Annotated in this window: 17 protein-coding genes, 3 tRNA genes and 1 rRNA gene; all 21 read left to right on the plus strand. The window is 62.8% G+C overall.

What is annotated here, in order from left to right; all coding sequences use genetic code 11:
- The first annotated feature begins 116 nt into the window (after positions 1–116).
- Positions 117–233, plus strand: a 5S ribosomal RNA gene (gene rrf / locus HMPREF3176_RS01975).
- A gap of 208 nt (positions 234–441) precedes the next feature.
- Positions 442–1,446: a polyprenyl synthetase family protein gene (locus HMPREF3176_RS01980; RefSeq protein WP_070457787.1), complete on the plus strand. Its 1,005-nt coding sequence runs from the start codon at positions 442–444 to the stop codon at positions 1,444–1,446.
- Positions 1,447–1,603: 157 nt separating this feature from the next.
- On the plus strand, positions 1,604–2,584 hold the full coding sequence (locus HMPREF3176_RS01985; RefSeq protein ID WP_168161934.1) for a PP2C family protein-serine/threonine phosphatase: 981 nt from the start codon (positions 1,604–1,606) through the stop codon (positions 2,582–2,584).
- 120 nt (positions 2,585–2,704) lie between these two features.
- Positions 2,705–6,856, plus strand: coding sequence for an FtsK/SpoIIIE domain-containing protein (locus HMPREF3176_RS01990; RefSeq protein WP_070457791.1), 4,152 nt, complete (start codon positions 2,705–2,707; stop codon positions 6,854–6,856).
- 104 nt (positions 6,857–6,960) lie between these two features.
- Positions 6,961–7,227, plus strand: a complete 267-nt coding sequence (locus tag HMPREF3176_RS01995) for a hypothetical protein (protein WP_070457793.1) — start codon at positions 6,961–6,963, stop codon at positions 7,225–7,227.
- 144 nt (positions 7,228–7,371) lie between these two features.
- A complete protein-coding gene (locus tag HMPREF3176_RS02000; protein ID WP_070457795.1) occupies positions 7,372–7,635 on the plus strand; it encodes a hypothetical protein in 264 nt (87 codons plus the stop codon).
- A gap of 35 nt (positions 7,636–7,670) precedes the next feature.
- Complete coding sequence (locus tag HMPREF3176_RS02005; protein WP_016665063.1) at positions 7,671–7,943, plus strand: hypothetical protein; 273 nt, start codon at positions 7,671–7,673, stop codon at positions 7,941–7,943.
- 339 nt (positions 7,944–8,282) lie between these two features.
- Positions 8,283–8,364: transfer RNA gene (locus HMPREF3176_RS02010), tRNA-Tyr, on the plus strand.
- A 95-nt stretch (positions 8,365–8,459) separates the two neighbouring features.
- Positions 8,460–8,532 (plus strand) — tRNA-Thr (locus HMPREF3176_RS02015).
- A gap of 57 nt (positions 8,533–8,589) precedes the next feature.
- Positions 8,590–8,666 (plus strand) — tRNA-Met (locus HMPREF3176_RS02020).
- A gap of 93 nt (positions 8,667–8,759) precedes the next feature.
- Complete coding sequence (rpmG, locus tag HMPREF3176_RS02025) at positions 8,760–8,930, plus strand: 50S ribosomal protein L33 (protein ID WP_016665062.1); 171 nt, start codon at positions 8,760–8,762, stop codon at positions 8,928–8,930.
- 199 nt (positions 8,931–9,129) lie between these two features.
- Positions 9,130–9,582 carry an FAS1-like dehydratase domain-containing protein gene (locus HMPREF3176_RS02030; RefSeq protein ID WP_070457796.1) on the plus strand — a complete coding sequence of 151 codons (453 nt, stop codon included), beginning with the start codon at positions 9,130–9,132 and terminating at the stop codon, positions 9,580–9,582.
- Positions 9,583–9,590: 8 nt separating this feature from the next.
- Positions 9,591–10,025, plus strand: coding sequence for a MaoC/PaaZ C-terminal domain-containing protein (locus HMPREF3176_RS02035; RefSeq protein WP_034374023.1), 435 nt, complete (start codon positions 9,591–9,593; stop codon positions 10,023–10,025).
- Positions 10,022–11,140 (plus strand): UDP-N-acetylmuramate dehydrogenase, encoded by a 1,119-nt coding sequence (locus HMPREF3176_RS02040; protein WP_070457803.1) that lies wholly within the window; start codon positions 10,022–10,024, stop codon positions 11,138–11,140. The genes HMPREF3176_RS02035 and HMPREF3176_RS02040 overlap by 4 nt, the downstream gene beginning before the upstream one ends.
- Before the next feature lie 97 nt (positions 11,141–11,237).
- Positions 11,238–12,506 (plus strand): serine hydroxymethyltransferase, encoded by a 1,269-nt coding sequence (gene glyA / locus HMPREF3176_RS02045; RefSeq protein ID WP_070457798.1) that lies wholly within the window; start codon positions 11,238–11,240, stop codon positions 12,504–12,506.
- Positions 12,507–12,535: 29 nt separating this feature from the next.
- Entirely contained in the window at positions 12,536–13,438 is a 903-nt protein-coding gene (locus HMPREF3176_RS02050) for a bifunctional methylenetetrahydrofolate dehydrogenase/methenyltetrahydrofolate cyclohydrolase (RefSeq protein ID WP_016665057.1), read from the plus strand.
- Positions 13,439–13,574: 136 nt separating this feature from the next.
- Positions 13,575–14,396 (plus strand): exodeoxyribonuclease III, encoded by an 822-nt coding sequence (locus tag HMPREF3176_RS02055; RefSeq protein ID WP_016665056.1) that lies wholly within the window; start codon positions 13,575–13,577, stop codon positions 14,394–14,396.
- Positions 14,397–14,525: 129 nt separating this feature from the next.
- Positions 14,526–15,038 (plus strand): copper chaperone PCu(A)C, encoded by a 513-nt coding sequence (locus tag HMPREF3176_RS02060; RefSeq protein ID WP_016665055.1) that lies wholly within the window; start codon positions 14,526–14,528, stop codon positions 15,036–15,038.
- Positions 15,035–16,279, plus strand: a complete 1,245-nt coding sequence (locus HMPREF3176_RS02065) for a Dyp-type peroxidase (protein ID WP_070457799.1) — start codon at positions 15,035–15,037, stop codon at positions 16,277–16,279. Before HMPREF3176_RS02060 ends, HMPREF3176_RS02065 begins: the two co-directional genes overlap by 4 nt.
- 26 nt (positions 16,280–16,305) lie before the next feature.
- Positions 16,306–17,427, plus strand: a complete 1,122-nt coding sequence (locus HMPREF3176_RS02070) for a mannose-1-phosphate guanylyltransferase (protein WP_070457801.1) — start codon at positions 16,306–16,308, stop codon at positions 17,425–17,427.
- Between the two features lie 130 nt (positions 17,428–17,557).
- Entirely contained in the window at positions 17,558–18,652 is a 1,095-nt protein-coding gene (locus HMPREF3176_RS02075) for a BMP family lipoprotein (protein WP_016665052.1), read from the plus strand.
- Positions 18,653–18,716 lie beyond the last annotated feature (64 nt).

An 18,716-nucleotide genomic window follows, 5' to 3' on the forward strand; every position in this document is an offset into this window, starting at 1 on the left:
GTGTGGGAGAGTAGGACACCGCCGAACTATTCTTCAGCTGGCTTCGTTCGACGAAGAACGAAGGCGCTATTAAAATTTCATAGAGTCGCTGCCTCGAGCAGCATCGTCGAAAGTTTTTCGGTGGTCATAGCGTTGGGGAAACGCCCGGTTCCATTCCGAACCCGGTAGCTAAGCCTAACTGCGCCGATGGTACTGCACTCGGGAGGGTGTGGGAGAGTAGGACACCGCCGAAATTATTCATCGAGAGCCCCGGTCGTAGGACCGGGGCTCTTTTTTTATTCGGAAACCATCGGAAATCCCTGCTGGCTTCTGCACTAGCGTGACCCTCCCCATCCGCGCGCGCCGCAGGCGACCCTTGCGCTGCACGCAGCCTCAAATCCCGATAGAGTTAACGTCTGTAGTTCGTTCGCAGGGAACGGGCCCGTCAGGTAAAGGACAGTGATGGCGAGCTTCACGATGGATGACATCGACCCTTCCCTTGCGGAAGCGATCCAGAGCAGGCTCAAGGCCGTCGAAGATAAGCTGCGCGCTGCCGTCTCCACGTCGGACCCCATGATGCGGGCCACCGCTCCGTACCTGCTTGAGGCCGGCGGCAAGCGTGTGCGTCCTGTGCTTGTCATGCTCGCTGCTGCTTTCGGCGATCTATCGGCGCCTCAACTTGTTGACGCCGGTGCGCTCGTCGAGCTCACCCATCTCGCGACGCTCTACCACGATGATGTGATGGATGGCGCAGAAACCCGTCGTGGTACGAAAGCTGCCCATCGCGTGTGGGGTAACAACATCGCCATCCTCACGGGGGATTTTCTCCTAGCGCGCGCGAGTGCAATAAGCGCAGGCCTCGGCTCGGACATCGTCGCGGTCCACGCGCATACCTTCGAGCGCCTGTGTTTGGGGCAGCTCAACGAGACGGTGGGTCCCACTGAAGGTGACGATCCGTTTTCTCATTACATCGACGTGCTCTCGAACAAGACAGGTTCGCTCATTGCGACCGCCGGTGTTCTCGGTGCGATGATCTCCGGCGCGCCTGCGCAGGTGGTGGAAACCATGCGTGAATACGGCGAGGCCGTTGGCGTGGCCTTCCAACTTGCCGACGACGTGATCGATATCCGCGCAACGCCCGAGCAGTCCGGCAAGACTCCTGGAACTGATTTGCGAGAGGGCGTGCCCACGATGCCCACTCTCCTCTTGCGCTCTCATGTTTCCGAGCACCCCGACGACACGACGTCAGCAACATTGCTGTCCTCGCTCGACGGTGATCTCTCGAGCGATGAACGTCTCGCCGAGGTCGTCAGCCATCTGGCGAAACACAATGTCGTTGACGAAACCGAGAAGCTTGCTGAAAGCTATGCTGATCGCGCTCTCGCTCTTGTCGAAGCACTTCCCGCAGGCGCGGCAAGGGATGCTCTCACTGCATTTACCGTGTCTCTCGTAAGGCGCCGTGCGTAAGGGGCGTGTGCGCCTGCACCGTTCATCGCTTCTCGCTATGCTTGAGTACGCTCCAGGTACCGCGTGCTGAGTTCCCGCGGCGCCTCCTTATCGCGGCTGTACGGCCCGAATGCGCTCATAGCGTTTCGGCCTTCACGCCGTGCTCGACCAAGGTGATGTGAACCAACTCGTGAATGCAGCAGACCTTTCATTGCGTGCCGAACGGCACGGGGGAGATTTCGGTGTGGCCTCGACAGGCGCAACCGACGTTGGTCTCGTGCGTTCTGTCAACGAGGATTCGTTCATCTCCTACGACCCGATTTTTCTCGTCGCCGACGGGATGGGCGGCCACAACGCCGGCGAAGTCGCGAGCGGAATCGTCGCGGATGAGTTCGCCTCACTCGCCGGTGGCGACTACGTAGAGCTCGAGGACATCGCCGACGCCATGGTCCGCTCCTATGAGCGCATTGCAAGCCTCGACGATGACTCGGGGCGTAGCGCAGGCACGACCGTCGCGATGGTTGCACTTACGCTTCACGAATCTGAGCCCCACTGGCTCGTGATGAACCTCGGCGATTCCCGCGTCTACATGCTCCGCGACGGTGAATTCTCGCAGATCAGCGTCGACCATTCAGTTGTGCAAGAACTCGTGGACCGCGGCGAGATTACGCTTGACCAGGCCCGCGTCCACCCCTATCGAAATATGATCACGCGCGCCCTCGGCGCTGGCCCCGATACGCGACCCGATTTTTGGCTCATTCCCGTTCGTCTTGGTGACCGCTTCCTCGTGTGTAGTGACGGCGTGACCGGAGAGGTCAGCGACGGCGAGCTTCACACGATGCTTCAGGAGACCTCGGAAGCGGAGTTTGTAGCCCAGCGCATCGTGGAGACGGCCGTTGTCCATGGCGGGCGTGACAATGCGACGGCGGTCGTTGTGAGCGCCGTTGCACCCGATGCTGCGGGAGTGTACGGCGAGCATATTTTCACGACCGTCGACCGGCTTGAACTGCCCGTGGTCGCTGACGAAGATGCGCTCGACGACGCTGCGACTGCGCAGCTGGAGGGCGAGGTTGACACCGGTGACCAAAGCGATCGCGGTGACGGCGCAGAAGCCGACGGATCGTTCGAGGCCGAACAGGAGCGCCCCGAGGGCGCCTGACGCACCTCGCCTTGTGCCGCACACAACCCCGCTTTTCACAATCGTGAAAGGCGGGGTTTGGCATATCCCGAATCTTCGCGATTCTTGAGGAGGTAACGGCTGTTGAAAGGAGGCGGGCCCGTGACGCTGATAGTCGAGGTTAGCGCTTCCTCACAGCCTCCCGTTGTGCTGGAGATCGCCGCAGATGCCACCGTAACCACGGGGGAACTTTCCGAGCGCCTGCGGCATCATTTCGGCCTTGAGGGCGATGGCTATGCCCTGCGCATTGCGCCAGGGAGCACGCAGGGGGTGCCGGGCACGCTCTTCGCCCGCGAGGTCTCGCTTCATACGTCTGGGCTGGTATCCGGCATGAGCCTTGAGCTTGTGCGCACTCCGGGTGCCCGCCCGGAGCTACGGCAGTCTGTGCCCTCGTCGTGGGAACTCGTGGCCGAAAGCGAGGGCGTGGAGCGCGTGTGTGCTCTCGATGTGGGGCTGTCGTCGCTGGGATCGTCCTCGACCTGCTGGCTTACTCTTGAGGGCGGGGGAGTCTCGAGTACGCATGCGTATATTGAGGCGGGCATCGACGTGTGGGTCCACCCTGCTCAAGGGGCAGTGATAGGTCGCGAGGGGGAAGGGGAGGAAGCGTCGATTCGTCTCGCGCCTGGTTCCTATGCCCAGGTGGGGCCGTGGCGTGTCAGGGCTCGCCACAGGCCGGGCACGGAGGCCGTAGTCGACGATGCGCCCGCGCGCGCATATCTTCCGCCCTCTCGAATTGAGCTCACGCAAGCGGACGTGGAGATCGCGTTGCCGCGTGTGCCGCGGCGCGGTTCGTCACCGCCAGTTCCGTTGGTGAGCTTGTTCTTACCGCTCATGCTCGCTGGCGTCATGTACGCGCTCACGCGGAGCACGTTTGTCATCATTTTTGCGATTGCGATGCCAGCGATGGCGCTCGCGCACTACTGGTCCCAGCGCGCCCGCGTGCGTAGGGAATGGTTGGGTGCTGTTCGCGAGTTTGACGCAGCACTTGATGAGACCCGAGCCGAGGTACACGGTGTGCACGAAACGGAGAAAGCGCGCCTCGAGGCGATGCTCCCGTCGGCAAGGGCCATTCTCCAGTGGGACTCGCCCAAAACTGGAGATCTGTGGGCGCTTCGCGACGAGCACAGCGATTTTATGGTGCTTCGACTCGGCACTGGCCGCATCTCGAGCTCGGTGAGCTTCAAAGGGGAAGCCGGGGCGGAAGGGCCGCGTGCTCTGAGGGGTGAGCTGGATATGCTCCGGGAGCAAGGCTCAACCGTCATCGCGCCAGTGACCATCTCCCTGCGTGAGATTCGCGGGCTTGGCATCACAGGTGAAGGACGCATGTCGCTTGCGCGTGCTCTTGCCGTACAGCTGGGTGGGCGGCATTCCCCTTCCGACGTTCGCCTCGCCCTCGTCAGTTCTCCCGCAGCTAACGCGAGCGCACGAAATCTCGCCTGGCTTCCCCACGTCCGGCGAGCCGGCGCAGGAGGCGTGCTTGTCCTCGAAACCGACGAAAGTGTTGCGGAGTGGGCCGCGCGGCGCATGCCGGGCGCAGTGGAGGACATAACAGAAGCAAATGTCGTCATTGTCGCGTTTGAACCGACCGCGGCGCAGCTTACGTCTCTCGCAATCCTCGCGGAGGCGTGGGAGGCACATGACGAGATCGGGCCTCGTCTGATCGTGACGTCGGGGGACAGCTCGCACGTGCCGGGCGTGTGCGCGGCTTTAGTCGAAACATTGGCTTGCGGTGCAGTGCTGTGGCATCGAGGGCGTACCGCCCCTGTGACTCTCGAGTCTCTCGAGGGGGTGGGAGAGCAGGCGATTCTCCCATGGGCGCGCCGCCTGGCCCCCTTGGTTGATGCCCGTACAAGGGAGGGCAGTAGTGAAGCGATCCCCGCGAGCGTGTCACTCCTCGAAGTGAACGGCACCGAACGTCGTCACATCCGTGACCGTATCGCCCGAGCATGGCACGTGAGCGACCATGCGCAAACCCTCACCCTCGATGCTCTCGTGGGGTACGGCGAGACAGGCCCCCTCACCATCCCACTGCGCGCGTGGGGGCCACACGCGCTCGTGGCGGGCACAACGGGATCGGGGAAATCGGAGTTCTTGCAGTCATGGGTTCTGGGTCTCGCTCTTCGGTATTCGCCGCGACGGCTCACCTTCCTGTTCGTGGACTACAAGGGAGGGGCTGCACTCGGGGAGTGTGCGCGGTTGCCGCACTGCACTGGGCTTGTCACGGACCTCAGCCCCGGTCTCGTGACACGTGCACTCACGTCGCTCAAGGCGGAGCTTCGCTACCGGGAAGAGATGTTGGCTCGCATCGGAGCGAAGGACAGCGACGAGTACGCCGACAGCGGCGGCACTGACTTGCCCGCGTTCGTGATCGTTGTCGATGAGTTTGCCGCGCTGCGCGACAACTACCCGGAGTTTCTCGACGGGCTTATCGACATAGCTCAGCGAGGCCGCTCACTCGGGATCCACCTCATTCTCGCGACACAACGCCCCGCAGGAATTGTGAGCGAACGACTTCGAGCGAATGTAAGCCTGCGCATCGCCCTTCGATTGAGCGACGCCGCCGATTCAATCGACGTCATCGGGTCAAAGGCAGCCGCTCAGATCTCCCTTGACACCCCGGGCCGAGCCGTCGTGAGCGCGGTGGGAGCGGGCCTTCAGCGCGAGGTGCAGATGGCGTACTCTGGTTCGCGCGGAGAAAGTGACCGGTCCTCGAGGCTCGCGGTCACTCCTGTCCCGGCTATGAACATCGAGGGCGTGCCTCGCGATTGGGATGCTGAGCCGAAACGGTCGACGGCCGCGCTGACGCGGGGACACACGCGAGAGCGGACGGAGGCGCGCCTCATCGTGGATGAGGCGATCGGCGAATGGTCACGGACTGGTGCCAGGGTACGCTCCCCGTGGTTGCCGCCGCTCGAGGAAAACTACGCGGGCGAGGGGCTCGCAAAGGAGTGGGGGCTCCCAGCGCCTTTCGCACTCCTTGATGATCCGGCTCGCCAACGCCGCGCGGTCGCGCGAGTGGGAGAGTCCGGATCCGTATATGGCGTCTACGGCGCCTCCGGAACTGGGCGGAGTACGAGCATCGTGAGCATCGTGCGCTCGACCCGCACGGTAGAGGACAGGCCTAGAGTGTTCGTCATCGATTCGGCAAGCAGAGGCCTCAACGTGCTCATCGACGAGTCCCACGCCGTCGCATATGTAAGGGGCGACGACACCGCCTCGGTCCTAAGACTGCTCCGTCACCTTGCTCGTACTGAGACTCCTTCTCGAGCGTCGATGCTCGTGATCGACTCTTTCGCGGACCTATGCCACGAGGCCCATCCGAGCGGTCGCGAAGATATGCTCTCGCTTCTCGGCGCCATTGCCCGCACGGCGCGCGCACGTAAGCTCACCCTGGTTATCGGGGCCACGGGCCCCAGCGAACTTCCACGGAGCCTCGAAACATCGTGCACCGAGAGAATCATTCATCGACTCTCGCGGCCCGAGGACTATGCCCTGTGTGGGCCGGCCGTCAGGCTCACCGATGCGGCACCCGTTGGCCGGGCTAGTATCGGTGGCCTCGAGGCTCACGTCGCGCTCTTTGCTGACCCATGCGCGCGCGAGGAGCGTGACCGGAGCGCATGTCTCGAGGCCTTTACACTTTCCCGGCGGTTGCTTGACGTGCGCGAGGCTCGAGAGCTCGTGCGCGATCCGCGGCGAGGGTTTGTAGGTTTCTCCCATACTGAAGGAACACCGGTTTCGCTCCCGCTTACGACCGGAGGGCTCGTGTTGGGAGGCGCGGCTCATGAGCGCCTCGCGCTGCTCGAGTCGCTTGCGCACCTCGCCAACGATCGTGAAGTCCTACGTGTCCCTGCTCGTGCCTCGAGCGATGCCGAGCATCCGCGATACCTACTCGAGCGGGCGAAGGGCATGGGAGCTGCGGCATTCGTTCTCCTCGAGGACATCAAAGCTCTCGAATCCGACGGCGGTGGACCCGAGCTGGGTTCCGCTATCCGCGGGGCACTCGGTGCTGGTGCATGTATTTATGGCGGGCTCGAGGGCGGCTCATTTTCGAGGCTCGGATCCGTGGGGCCGGCACTCGCACAGTCGGGCTGCGGCATTGTTCTCGGAGCGAGCGAAACGGATGTGTTTACCGTGTTCGGCCGCACTCCGCCTCGCACGAGATGGGTGAGCACCCCTGATGTTGCCTGGCTTGTCGAAGGGCACGAGTGTCGACTTATCGTCCCCTCGCTCGTGGCACGCAGCTGCGCGGCATAAATCGCGACTCCGTTTAGCGGAGGCGAACGCACTGCGCGACACGACAACAGCACCATCAATGACTCGAGACCACCACACACCACAATCACGAAGGAGCACACCTCATGGGTGAAGGAATGGATCCAGCCGCAGTCGAGCGGCTCAGCGAACTCTTACGGTTCGACGCAGAAAGTTGGAGGCATGCGGGGCAGGAGCTTCATACCCTCATCGGTGCCCTCTCCTGGAAAGGCCCCGATGCCGAGACTTTCGCCAACCGCGGCCATGAGGTGTCTGCTCACCTCTTGACCGTGAGCGACATGCTCAGACAACTCGCCCTTGCACTGGTAGAGCAGGCGGCAGAGCAACGTCGGGCCTCGAGCGTGGTGCACTAGCCACAACGAGCGTCGAAAAGTTCTGTTCGTTATCCACATCGGAGCCAGCCGCTCGAGCTCCACAGAATGTTCGTGGGCGCTGAGGCCGTAGCGTGAAGGTGTCGGAAATCGACCGTCGTAGACGACATGAGAAGGGAAAACACCATGATGAAGGGAATGGATCCCGGGAGCGTTGAGACCATGGCGGTTGAGCTCGAGTCGCTTGCCGTTTCGCTCCGTGACACGGGTAGTAACGCGGTGAACATGGTCCAGTCACTCGAGTGGGCCGGGGAGGACCGTGAAAACTTCCTGGCGCAGCTGGGCACTCTTGCCCACGCGGGTGACGACAATGCCGCGAGGCTCGGGCTCTTGGCCGAGAACGCACGCGGGCAGGTAGCAGAACAGCGCGCTGCCTCGAGCGCCGGGTAGCACACACGCTTCTACACACGACTCAAGGGGGAAACATGAACACGACATTTATCGGTATGTCGCCCGAACAGGGCGTCTCCACGGGCGAGGGCCTCGTCTCGCTCGCAACGGCAACCACGACTGCTCTGAACACCGCACGTGAAAGCGTCCAAGCCGCCCAATGGGTAGGAGAGGATCGCGACGCGTTCGTCGCGAACTTCGAGGCCCTTGCGACGAGCATCGAAGCGCTACTGACGAACCTTCGCACGCACGGTGAGCAGGTCAAGCAAGAGGCGGCCGAGCAGATGCAGGCCTCGGCTGCAAGCTAGCGTACGCAGCCTCACCGGCTCTCTTTGGTTTCACGCCCTGTGCACGAGGGAAGAAGGGGGGAGGTGCACGCTTGGCGAAAGAGCGGTGCACCATGGGACAGAGGGGACGCACGCGAGGACGAGGGGGGAAGAGAAGGGGAAAGAATGGTGGGCGCCGCGGTTCAAACGGCTGCGGCGCCCACCCACGGAAAGGTCCGGCTTGGCCACGTGCACATCCTGTGAGAGGGAACACGGCTCCCAGCAGTCAATCTGCGTGGACGAAAGCGTAAAGGATCGCTAGTATTGATCAGGTTCGCTTCGCGCTATGAAACCTAAAGAGGTGGCGTATTCGGCGAGCAAGGCAGGTTACCCTAGCGGCCAAAGGGATCTGACTGTAAATCAGACGGCTCAGCCTTCGGGGGTTCGAATCCCTCACCTGCCACGCAGATCACCTCCACGAAAGTGGCTGTGATCCGCCGCACCGGGGACTTTCCCAAATTGCCTAGGCTGGCAAAACACGGTAAGTTTTCACGCGTTGCCCTGATAGCTCAGTCGGCAGAGCATCTCCATGGTAAGGAGAAGGTCAAGGGTTCGATTCCCTTTCAGGGCTCTGATCGGATGGCGGCCCGGCACCGAAGCATCGGTGTCGGGCCGCAGTTCCGATCAAGCCGGGGTAGCTCAGACGGTCAGAGCGCACGACTCATAATCGTGAGGTCGCGGGTTCGATCCCCGCCCTCGGTACCACTCCAGGTTTCCCTGGCGTGTTGACGTGCCTGCATGACGCAGGCGATAGGACCCGCGTATGCAAGATGCGCGCGAAACGGAAAGAGGCGAGTCATGGCAGCAAAAAGCTCTGACGTGCGTCCTAAGATCACCTTGGCGTGCGTAGATTGCAAGAACCGCAACTACATCACCAAGAAGAACCGTCGCAACACCCCTGACCGCCTCGAGCTCAAGAAGTACTGCTCGACGTGCGCCAGCAGCACGGTTCACCGCGAAACCCGCTGATCCATACGCACATACTCATCAAAAAGCCACCCCGGGTGTGCTCTACGGAACCCCTCCGCTGAGCCGCTCACGAGGGTGGCTTTTTGCTGTGCAGTACGGTCCGGGGCGCACCACCACGGGCCGCGCTGAGCGACCGGATACGATGAGAACCTATGCGTGCCGTTAGGGGGCCGCACAACCGATCGAAGGGTGAGAACCAATGGCATCGCCGAATCCTGACTTCGCGGGCCGCGTGTACGACAGTGGCCCGCGCGTGCGAGTGTCGGAAACGAAGATCCGCGAGTTTGCCGCCGCTACCGGTAACACGCATCCCCTCACGGTGAGTGAGGATGCTGCACGCGCCGCGGGCTACGACGCGATTATCGCGCCGCCCACATTTCTCGTGACGCTCGCCCAGGCAGAAGAGGCACGCTACATCAACGACCCGGAAGCCGGAATCGACTTTTCGCGCGTCGTCCACTCCGAGGAGTCATTCGCCCTCAGCCGCGCGATTGTGGCAGGCGACGAACTCACTCCCAGCCTCACCGTCGAAGCTCTCAAGCAGGTTGGGCCGCACGCGATGGTGACGACTCGTGTGGACTTTACCGATGAGGCAGGCGCGCATGTCGCGAGCGTCCGTTCGTCGCTCGTTGTTCGAGGCGAGGAAGGCTAACCGACATCATGACCACTCCCACCACTCCCACGCTCGAAACCCTCGCAAAGGGCGATGTCGTTGCACGTGAGACGCGACGTTTCACGCGCGACAGCCTCGTGCGCTATGCGGGTGCTTCTGGCGACTTCAACCCGATCCATTACAACGATGCGTTCGCACGCGAGGTAGGGCTTCCCTCCGTTATCGCACACGGCATGCTCACGATGGGCACCGTGATTGCCCCCGTTCTCGATTGGCTCGGTGATCCGGGCCGACTCGTGTCGTACGAGACGCGCTTTACGCGCCCGATCGAGGTGCCTGCGCTCGGTGGCGTCGACATTGATATTGAGGCAGCCGTCGGACTTGTGACCCCTGAAGAGGGCACCGCGCGCATTGACATCACGGCGAGTGTTGACGGGCACAAGGTGCTGACGAAGTGCCGCGCGGTGGTGAGGCTCGCGTGAAGCTTTCGGACCTCACGACTCTTCGCATCGGTGGCGAGATCAAGCACTACGTCGAGGCACGCACCGAAGAGGAATTGATCGCTGCCGTGCGCGACGCCGATGCGGCGGGCGAGGAACTGCTCGTCCTGGGCGGTGGTTCGAATCTCGTCGCGTCGAACGCCCCCTTCGAGGGAACCGTTGTACGCGCGGTCGGTGAGGACAGCCCGACGTGGATCGATGCGACCTGTGAGGTGTCGGCAACAGGCGAGGCGCGGGTCGAAGACCGCACTCCACTTGCGCCTGCCTGCGGCGGTGCGAGCGTCGAATACTTCGCTGGGACCACGTGGGATGCCGCGGTTGCGTATGCGGTCGAGCGCGAGATGATTGGGATCGAGGCGCTTTCAGGCATTCCGGGAACGGTGGGCGCCACTCCCGTGCAAAACGTCGGCGCGTATGGGCAGGAAGTGTCCTCTGTCATCACTCGTGTACGCACGTGGGATCGGCTCGAGAATACGATTCGGACGTTCTTTGCTGCCGACTGCCAGTTCGCGTACCGAGACTCGATCTTCAAACGTACGCGGATGCCCGGTGGCGGCGCGACCGGCCGCTACGTGGTGCTTTCGGTTACCTTCCAGCACCACCTCGGCTCCCTCTCGGCTCCCGTGAGGTACGCGCAGCTTGCCGAGCGACTCGGCATCGAGCCGGGGCAGCGCGCGCCGATGCGCGAGGTTCGCGAGGCCGTCCTTGACATCCGTGCGCGCAAGGGCATGGTCCTTGATGAGGGCGATCACGATACGTGGAGCGCGGGAAGCTTCTTCACGAACCCGATTCTCACGCACGAGGAGGCTGCGCGGCTGCCTGAGGCAGCGCCCCGTTACGAGGCTGAGGGCGGAATTAAGACGAGTGCCGCTTGGCTCATCAGTCATTCGAGCCTCGAAAGGGGATTCACACTCACGCCGGAAAGGCGCGGTGCGGCGCTGTCGACCAAACACTCGCTGGCCCTCACTAACCGCGGTGAGGCAACGAGCGAAGACATCGCGCAGCTTGCGAACCATGTGCGCTCCGTGGTCCACGATCGATTCGGGGTGTGGCTCGAACCTGAGCCGGTGCGTCTGAATGTTCGGATAGGTGCGTAGACGCGGAGTCGACGCTTGCTCATCTTGCGCTGTTGCCTGGCTCACTAAGTGATTACACTCGAGCAGGACATAGGTCTTAGTACGCGAAGGAGCGCATATGAGCACGCATAGCGAATCGATTGCCACGGTCGACCCGGAGATCGCCAAAGTTCTCGATCAGGAACTGCACCGTCAGCAAACCACCCTCGAAATGATCGCCAGCGAGAACTTTGTCCCGCGGGCGGTTCTTCAGGCGCAGGGGTCGGTTCTCACGAACAAATACGCCGAGGGCTACCCGGGCAAGCGCTACTACGGTGGCTGCGAGTTCGTGGACGTCGCGGAAAACCTGGCAATTGAGCGTGCGAAGTCTCTTTTCGGTGCTGACCACGCGAACGTGCAGCCCCACTCGGGCGCGTCCGCCAACGCGGCTGTGATGCATGCTCTCGCAAGTGCTGGCGACACCCTCATGGGGCTTTCCCTCGCGCACGGCGGGCACCTCACCCACGGCATGAAGATCAACTTTTCGGGCAAGCTCTACAACATCGCGGCCTACGAGGTCGATCCCGAGACCGGCCGCATCGACATGGATCGTGTGCGCGCGCAAGCGCTCGAGGCACACCCGAACGTGATCGTTGCGGGGTGGTCGGCATACCCGCGTCAGCTCGATTTTGAAGCCTTCCGCTCGATCGCCGATGAAGTTGGCGCGAAGCTGTGGGTCGATATGGCGCACTTCTCGGGTCTTGTGGCCGCGGGTCTCCACCCGAGCCCGGTGCCGTTTGCCGATGTCGTTTCGACGACCGTTCACAAAACTCTCGCGGGTCCACGCTCGGGCCTTCTTCTCGCCAAGCAGGATTTCGCGAAGAAGGTTGACTCGGCGGTGTTCCCTGGCCAGCAGGGCGGCCCGCTCATGCACGTGATCGCTGCGAAGGCGGTCGCACTGAAGCTCGCCGCGACCGACGAGTTCAAGGAACGCCAGAAGCGCACGCTCGAGGGCGCGCAGATTCTCGCTGAACGCCTCGGTCAGGCTGACGCGAAGAAAGCCGGCATCGAGCTCCTCTCCGGCGGTACCGACGTTCACCTTGTACTCGTTGACCTCCGCAAGTCCGAGATCGACGGGCAGCAGGCCGAGGATCTCCTCCACGAGATCGGCATCACCGTGAACCGCAACGCGGTCCCGAATGATCCGCGTCCGCCGCGCGTGACGTCGGGTCTTCGCATTGGTACGCCGGCGCTTGCGACGCGTGGTTTCGGTGCGAGCGAATTCACGGAGGTCGCCGACATCATCGCGACCGCACTTACCGGCAAGGGGGATGTCGAGCAGCTCCGAGGGCGCGTTCGCACACTCGCGGAAAACACACCCCTGTACGCCGACCTCACCCAATACTGAGAACTCACGACGCAAGGAGTAAGGACGCTATGACTGCACAAATTCTTGACGGTAAGGCCACGGCGAAGACCATTAAGGAAGAACTGCGCGAACGCGTGGAGAAGATCGTTGCTGAAGGCGCGGTTCGCCCTGGCCTTGCGACCGTGCTCGTAGGCGCGGACCCGGCCTCGGAGATCTACGTTGCCGGTAAGCACCGCGATTCCGAGGCAATCGGCATCAACTCGATTCGCAAGGACCTGCCCGAGGAGACGACTCAGGAGGAACTCTTCGCAGTCCTCGATGAGCTCAATGCCGACCCGGCCTGCACGGGCTACATCGTGCAGCTTCCCTTGCCGAAGCACATCGATACCGACGCGGTTCTCGAGTACATCGACCCGCAAAAGGATGCCGATGGTCTTCATCCCGTGAACCTTGGCCGACTCGTGCTCAACGTCAACAAGCCCATCACCACCCCGCTGCCGTGCACGCCGCGCGCCGCGATTGAACTCGCGAAGCGTCACGGTATCGATTTCAACGGCAAGCACGTTGTCGTCGTAGGCCGTGGCGTGACGGTGGGGCGCCCCATCGCGTCCCTCCTCACGCGTCGCGAGCATAATGCGACCGTCACCCTCACGCACACTGGCACTAAGAACCTCCCGGAGCTCCTCAAGCAGGCCGACATCGTGATCGCCGCTGCCGGGGTGCCACATCTCGTGAAGGCGGCCGACCTTCGCGACGATGCCGTTGTGCTCGACGTTGGTGTAACGCGTGAACCGGATCCGGAAACGGGTAAGCAGAAGATCAAGGGCGATGTCGAGCCCGCTGCTAAGGAGAAAGTCGCCTGGATCAGCCCGAACCCGGGTGGCGTCGGACCCATGACTCGCGCGCTGCTCATGCAGAACGTTGTCGAGTCGGCCGAGCGCGCGTGGGAAGCCGAAAAGGCTAAGCGCTGATACCCGAGTTGCCTTGCACGTTCACTGTGTAGAACGATCGTGGGGTGACTGACGGCAGGGACCCGTCCTTCGTGGGGCGGGTTCCTCCCCGTCAAATCGGGCGCGAGCGCGCCCGTGGATGAATGAAGGAGTAAGTGTGACTTTCACGGTGGCGACGGTTAACGTCAACGGCATTCGGGCGGCGGCTCGCAAAGGTATGGGGGAGTGGCTTGCCTCGTGCGGCGCAGACGTCGTCACCTTCCAGGAGGTGCGTGCTCCCGAGGACCTCGTCGAGGGACTCGTGGGACAGGGGTGGCGGTCGGCCGCACACGCCTCGATGCTCAAGGGCCGCGCGGGGGTTGCGATTGCGGTGCGCGAGGGGCTCGAAGGAGCGAACGTGGGAGAGGTCCGACGCTTGCTTCCCAACCTCGAGGCGGATTCGCACACCGGCCGCTGGCTCGAACTCGACGTCGAGGACGCACTCGGCGACGGCATGGACCTAACCGTGATTTCCATGTACATGCACTCGGGCAACGTCGACAAGCCTCAAACGATGGTCGATAAGTACGAGATGCTCGAGGGCGCCTGGTCGCGCCTCGAGGAATTGCGTGCGAGCGGGCGCCACGTGCTCCTCACGGGAGACCTCAATATCGCGCACACGAACCTCGACATTAAGAACTGGAAGGGCAACCTCAAGAGCGCGGGTTTCCTTCCCGAAGAGCGCGCCTACATCGATCGCCTGCTTGAGGCGGGGGAATGGGTTGATGTGCACCGCGCGCTCGCTGGCGATGTGCCCGGGCCGTACACGTGGTGGTCGCAGCGCGGGAAAGCCTTCGATAACGATTCGGGCTGGAGGATCGACTACCACCTGGCCTCGAAGGAACTCGCCACGCGGGCTGTGTCCGCACGCGTCGACAGGGCTGCGAGCTACGACACGCGCTGGAGTGATCACGCCCCACTCGTCGTGACTTACGAGTAAATTTCGAGCAGAAAAAGATAGGCGTGCCCCCGGCGAAGGCTGGGGGCACTGGCAGAAAGCGATGTGACAGTGGTGAACACTCGGTGGAGTATCAATCGCCGTGGTTTTGTAGGGCTCGCGAGTCTCGGCATGGTTGCCCTCGCCGGATGCTCGGCACTGCCCGAGAAGGACGCCCCATCGAAAACGCAGCAACCGTCGGAGGCCACGGATGCTCACGATGGCAGCGTGAAGGTGACCGACGCATGGGCGAAGGCAGCAGACCCCGCTGACACGGACATGACGGCAGTCTTCGCGTCCCTCACCTATGCGGGCGGTGCAAAGGAGAGCGTGCAGGTCACAGGCGCGCGATGCGATGCGGCGGACATGTGCATGCTCCACGAGGTTGTGACAGAAAACGGTAAGAGCACGATGCGCGAAGCCGAGGGCGGATTCACGCTCAAGGCCGGCGAGAGCTTCATGCTCGAACCCGGTGGCCCCCACATCATGCTCATGGGGCTGACGAAGCCCCTTGCCGCTGGCGAGAGCATCGCGCTCACCCTCGAAATCGAGGGGATGGATGACGTGGACTTCACCGCAGTCGTCAAGGACTTCGCGGGCGCGGAGGAAAACTATGACGACATGGGCAGTGACGACGGCCAGTGAGACCCGATGGTGACCGGCGAGCTTTTCTCGCCGCAGGCCTCGTAGGAGCTGCGGGAGTCGGTCTTGGCGCTGCGGGGGCGAGCGCGTACCACGCCTCAGCGGAGGAGAATCCCGAGCGCACGGCACCAATCCCTACCGAGGAGGAGCTCGACAAGCGCCGCATCGTGGGCGAGGCGCGCGAGAGCTTTTATGGCCCGCACCAGGCGGGCATCGCTGAGCCACCACTCGCGCACGGGGTCTTCATCGCCCTTGGCCTTCGACCGGAAACCGATAGAAGCGGCCTCGAACGAATGCTGAGGCTCTTAAGCGACGATGCTGCGAGGCTGACGCAGGGGCGTGCCCCGCTCGCCGACACGGAGCCCGAACTCGCCGATGCGCCCGCACGGCTCCGGGTCATGTTTGCGCTCGGTGAGAAGGCGGTTGCGCTCGCCGGTGTTGAGCCGCCCTCGTGGCTGAGGCCGCTGCCGGCGTTTGAGATCGATAGGCTCGAGGATCGTTGGTCGGGCGGAGACGTGCTGATCGCCCTGCAATCGGACGACCCGATCGCGCTCGCCCACGCTCAACGGATGCTGCTCAAGGATTCGCGCGCGTTCTGCACGCTCACCTGGGTGCAAAAGGGTTTCAGGAATGCGCGCTTTGCTGCCCCCACGGGGTCTCAAAGGAATCTGTTTGGGCAGATTGACGGGACAGTGAACCCCGAGGGGAGCGGTCTCGACACGCACGTGTGGATCAACGATGGTCCGTTCGCCGGTGGCTGTTCGATGGTGGTGCGCAGGATCGCGATGGACGTTGACGAGTGGGACCGTGCGGACCGCGTGGCTCGCGAGTTTTCCGTGGGGCGACGGATGTCCGACGGCTCCCCGCTCGCCGGTGGGCCAGGCGAAAACGGCGAAGCCGATTTTGCCGCGAAAGACAAGCACGGTTTTCACGTGATCGGCGAATACTCCCATATGCGGCGCGCGAGGTTGGCGGACGACGGTACGCACCACGAGCATGAGCAGATTCTTCGACGGCCCTTCAACTACGACGACGCACCCACCGGGAGCGAGATCTCGAATACCGGGCTTATTTTCGTGAGCTATCAACGCGACGTCGACGAACAGTTCGTCCCCATGCAACAGCGGCTTTCCGACGGTGACTTGCTCAATACATGGACGACGCCGATTGGCTCGGCTGTTTTTGTGGTCCTTCCCGGGTGCCGCGAGGGCGGTTTCGTCGGGCAGAGTCTCTTTCAGCGTTGACGCACCAGCTCCGTTAGCCTTGGCCTATGACCACCTCCTCCCCGTTTATTCCCGTCATTCCGGCTGGAGGCTCGGGCACGAGGCTCTGGCCGCTTTCGCGTCAGAGCCACCCGAAGTTTCTCCTTGACCTTGAGGGCAATGGTGCGAGTCTCCTCATCAACACTCTCGAGCGTCTCGCGCCCCTGTCCTCGGCGCGGCCAATTATCGTGACGGGGCGTGCGCACCGTGAGGCAGTCGCCGCGCAGGTTGGCGATGGTGCCCAGATCCTTTTCGAGCCGAGTGGAAAAAACTCGATGCCAGCGATCGCGTGGGCTGCCGCGCTTGCGGAGCGCGAGCACCCCGGTGCCATCATTGGCTCCTTCGCCGCTGACCACGTGATCGCACCGAAGGAAGACTTCTGGAAGGGTGTCTACAGCGCGATCGCCGCTGCGGAACTCGGCTATCTCGCGACCATCGGGATCGAACCCACGTCGGCGTCGAGCGCTTTCGGGTACATCGAGACCTGCCCGTCAGATGCGGCCGATGAGGACGCGATTGCCCTGCGCTCCGCGGGAGCTTTAAACGTCGCCCGTTTCGTCGAAAAACCGGACGCCGCAACTGCTGACGAGTTCGTGCGAAGCGGACGTTTCATGTGGAATGCGGGGATGTTTGTTGTGAAGGCGCGTGTGCTGCTAGAAGCCCTCGACGATCTCCATCCCGAGATCAGCGACGCCGCACGAGCTCTCGCGCTCGAGGGGACCGGGGGAGAGCTTTCGAGGGAGGGCAAAGCGATCTGGGCGAGCCTCGAGCCGATCGCGATTGATCATGCGCTCGCGGAGCCGCTCGCCTCGCGCGGGGCGGTCGCCGTCGTGCCCGCGAGCTTCGCGTGGGACGACATCGGCGACTTTCGGGCGCTCGCGCGAGTGGCGCGCGGCGAAAAGGAGAACGAGGGCGGCGTGGATGTCGCGGGGACCGCCAAGGTCGTGAGTGTGGATTCTCGGGCGCGCGTGTATTCGAACTCCAAACGCCCAATCGCTCTGGTTGGTCTCAATGGCATTAGCGTCGTCGAAGCAGGGGACGTTTTGCTAGTCGTGGACGAGGCGAAATCGCAAGACGTCGGGGCACTCGTGAAGCGCCTAGAAGCGGAGGGACTGGAGGGCCTTTTATAGGCTTCTGACGGATGCTCTCCAGATTCCGAGTCTGGGAGTGCATTCAGGTTAACGGAGCGTTACATTAGGAGGAGGACGCCCGGACCCGCCGGGCGTACCCTCAACTGGTCCCCTCACGTTGGAGGCAATCGTGAAGTCCCTTTCCCGCGCGGCCGCACTGCTCGGTGCTGGCGCCCTCGTTCTTTCCGCCTGCGGCACCCCGCCCGAACAGTCCGGCTCCGATTCGGGTGCTGGAAAGGGCGGCGATTTCAAGGCCTGTATGGTGTCCGATTCGGGCGGTTTCGACGACAAGTCGTTCAACGAGTCAGGCTTCAACGGCCTCACGACTCTCAAAGAGGACAAGGGCTACAAGGTGCAGACCGCCGAGTCGTCGAGCGAAGCTGACTTCTCGCCGAACCTGCAAAACATGGTGCAGGGCGATTGCAACCTCATCTACGCCGTTGGCTTCCTTTTCTCGCAGACCCTCAAGACTGAGGCCGAAGCAAACCCCGATACCCACTACGCCATCATCGACTCGACCGCTCAGGATGCCGACGGCAACCCCGTCGAGGTCGATAACGTCAAGCCGATCACGTTCGATACCGCTCAGGCGGCCTACCTCGCTGGTTACGTGGCTGCTGGTACCACCAAGACCGGCACCGTTGCGACCTACGGTGGTGCGAAGATCCCCTCGGTGACGATCTTCATGGACGGTTTTGCCGATGGCGTCGCAAAGTACAACGAAGTGCACGGCACGAACGTCAAGCTCCTCGGCTGGAACAAGGACAGCCAAGACGGCTCGTTCACGGGCGACTTCGATGACCAGACCAAGGGTAAGGCCCTGACCGAAGGCTTCATTTCCCAGGGCGCAGACATCATCATGCCCGTCGCGGGCCCCGTCGGTGCAGGCACCCTCGCGGCCGCGAAGGAAAAGGAGGGCGTCATGGTTGTCTGGGTTGACTCCGATGGCGTGGAGACCAACCCCGACGCGAAGGACGTCATCATCACCTCGGTGATGAAGGAGATTGCAGCCGCAGTCGAGACGACCGGCACGGAGGCTGCCGAAGGCAAGTTCACGAACGAGCCGTACGTGGGCACCCTCGAAAACGGTGGCGTCGGTCTTGCTCCCTACCACGAGTTCGATAGCAAGATCCCCGCAGAATTGAAGAAGGAAGTCGAAGACCTCCAGAAGCAGATCGTCAGTGGCGAGATCGAAGTAACCTCGCCCGCTTCGCCCAAGCACTGAGTCTCGGAACTCAGTCACTTGTGACGATCATCAATAAGCCGTTCGACCCTCACGAGCTCCTCGC

This window comes from Dermabacter sp. HMSC08H10, from assembly GCF_001807585.1.
GTDB classification, from domain to species: Bacteria; Actinomycetota; Actinomycetes; order Actinomycetales; family Dermabacteraceae; genus Dermabacter; species Dermabacter hominis.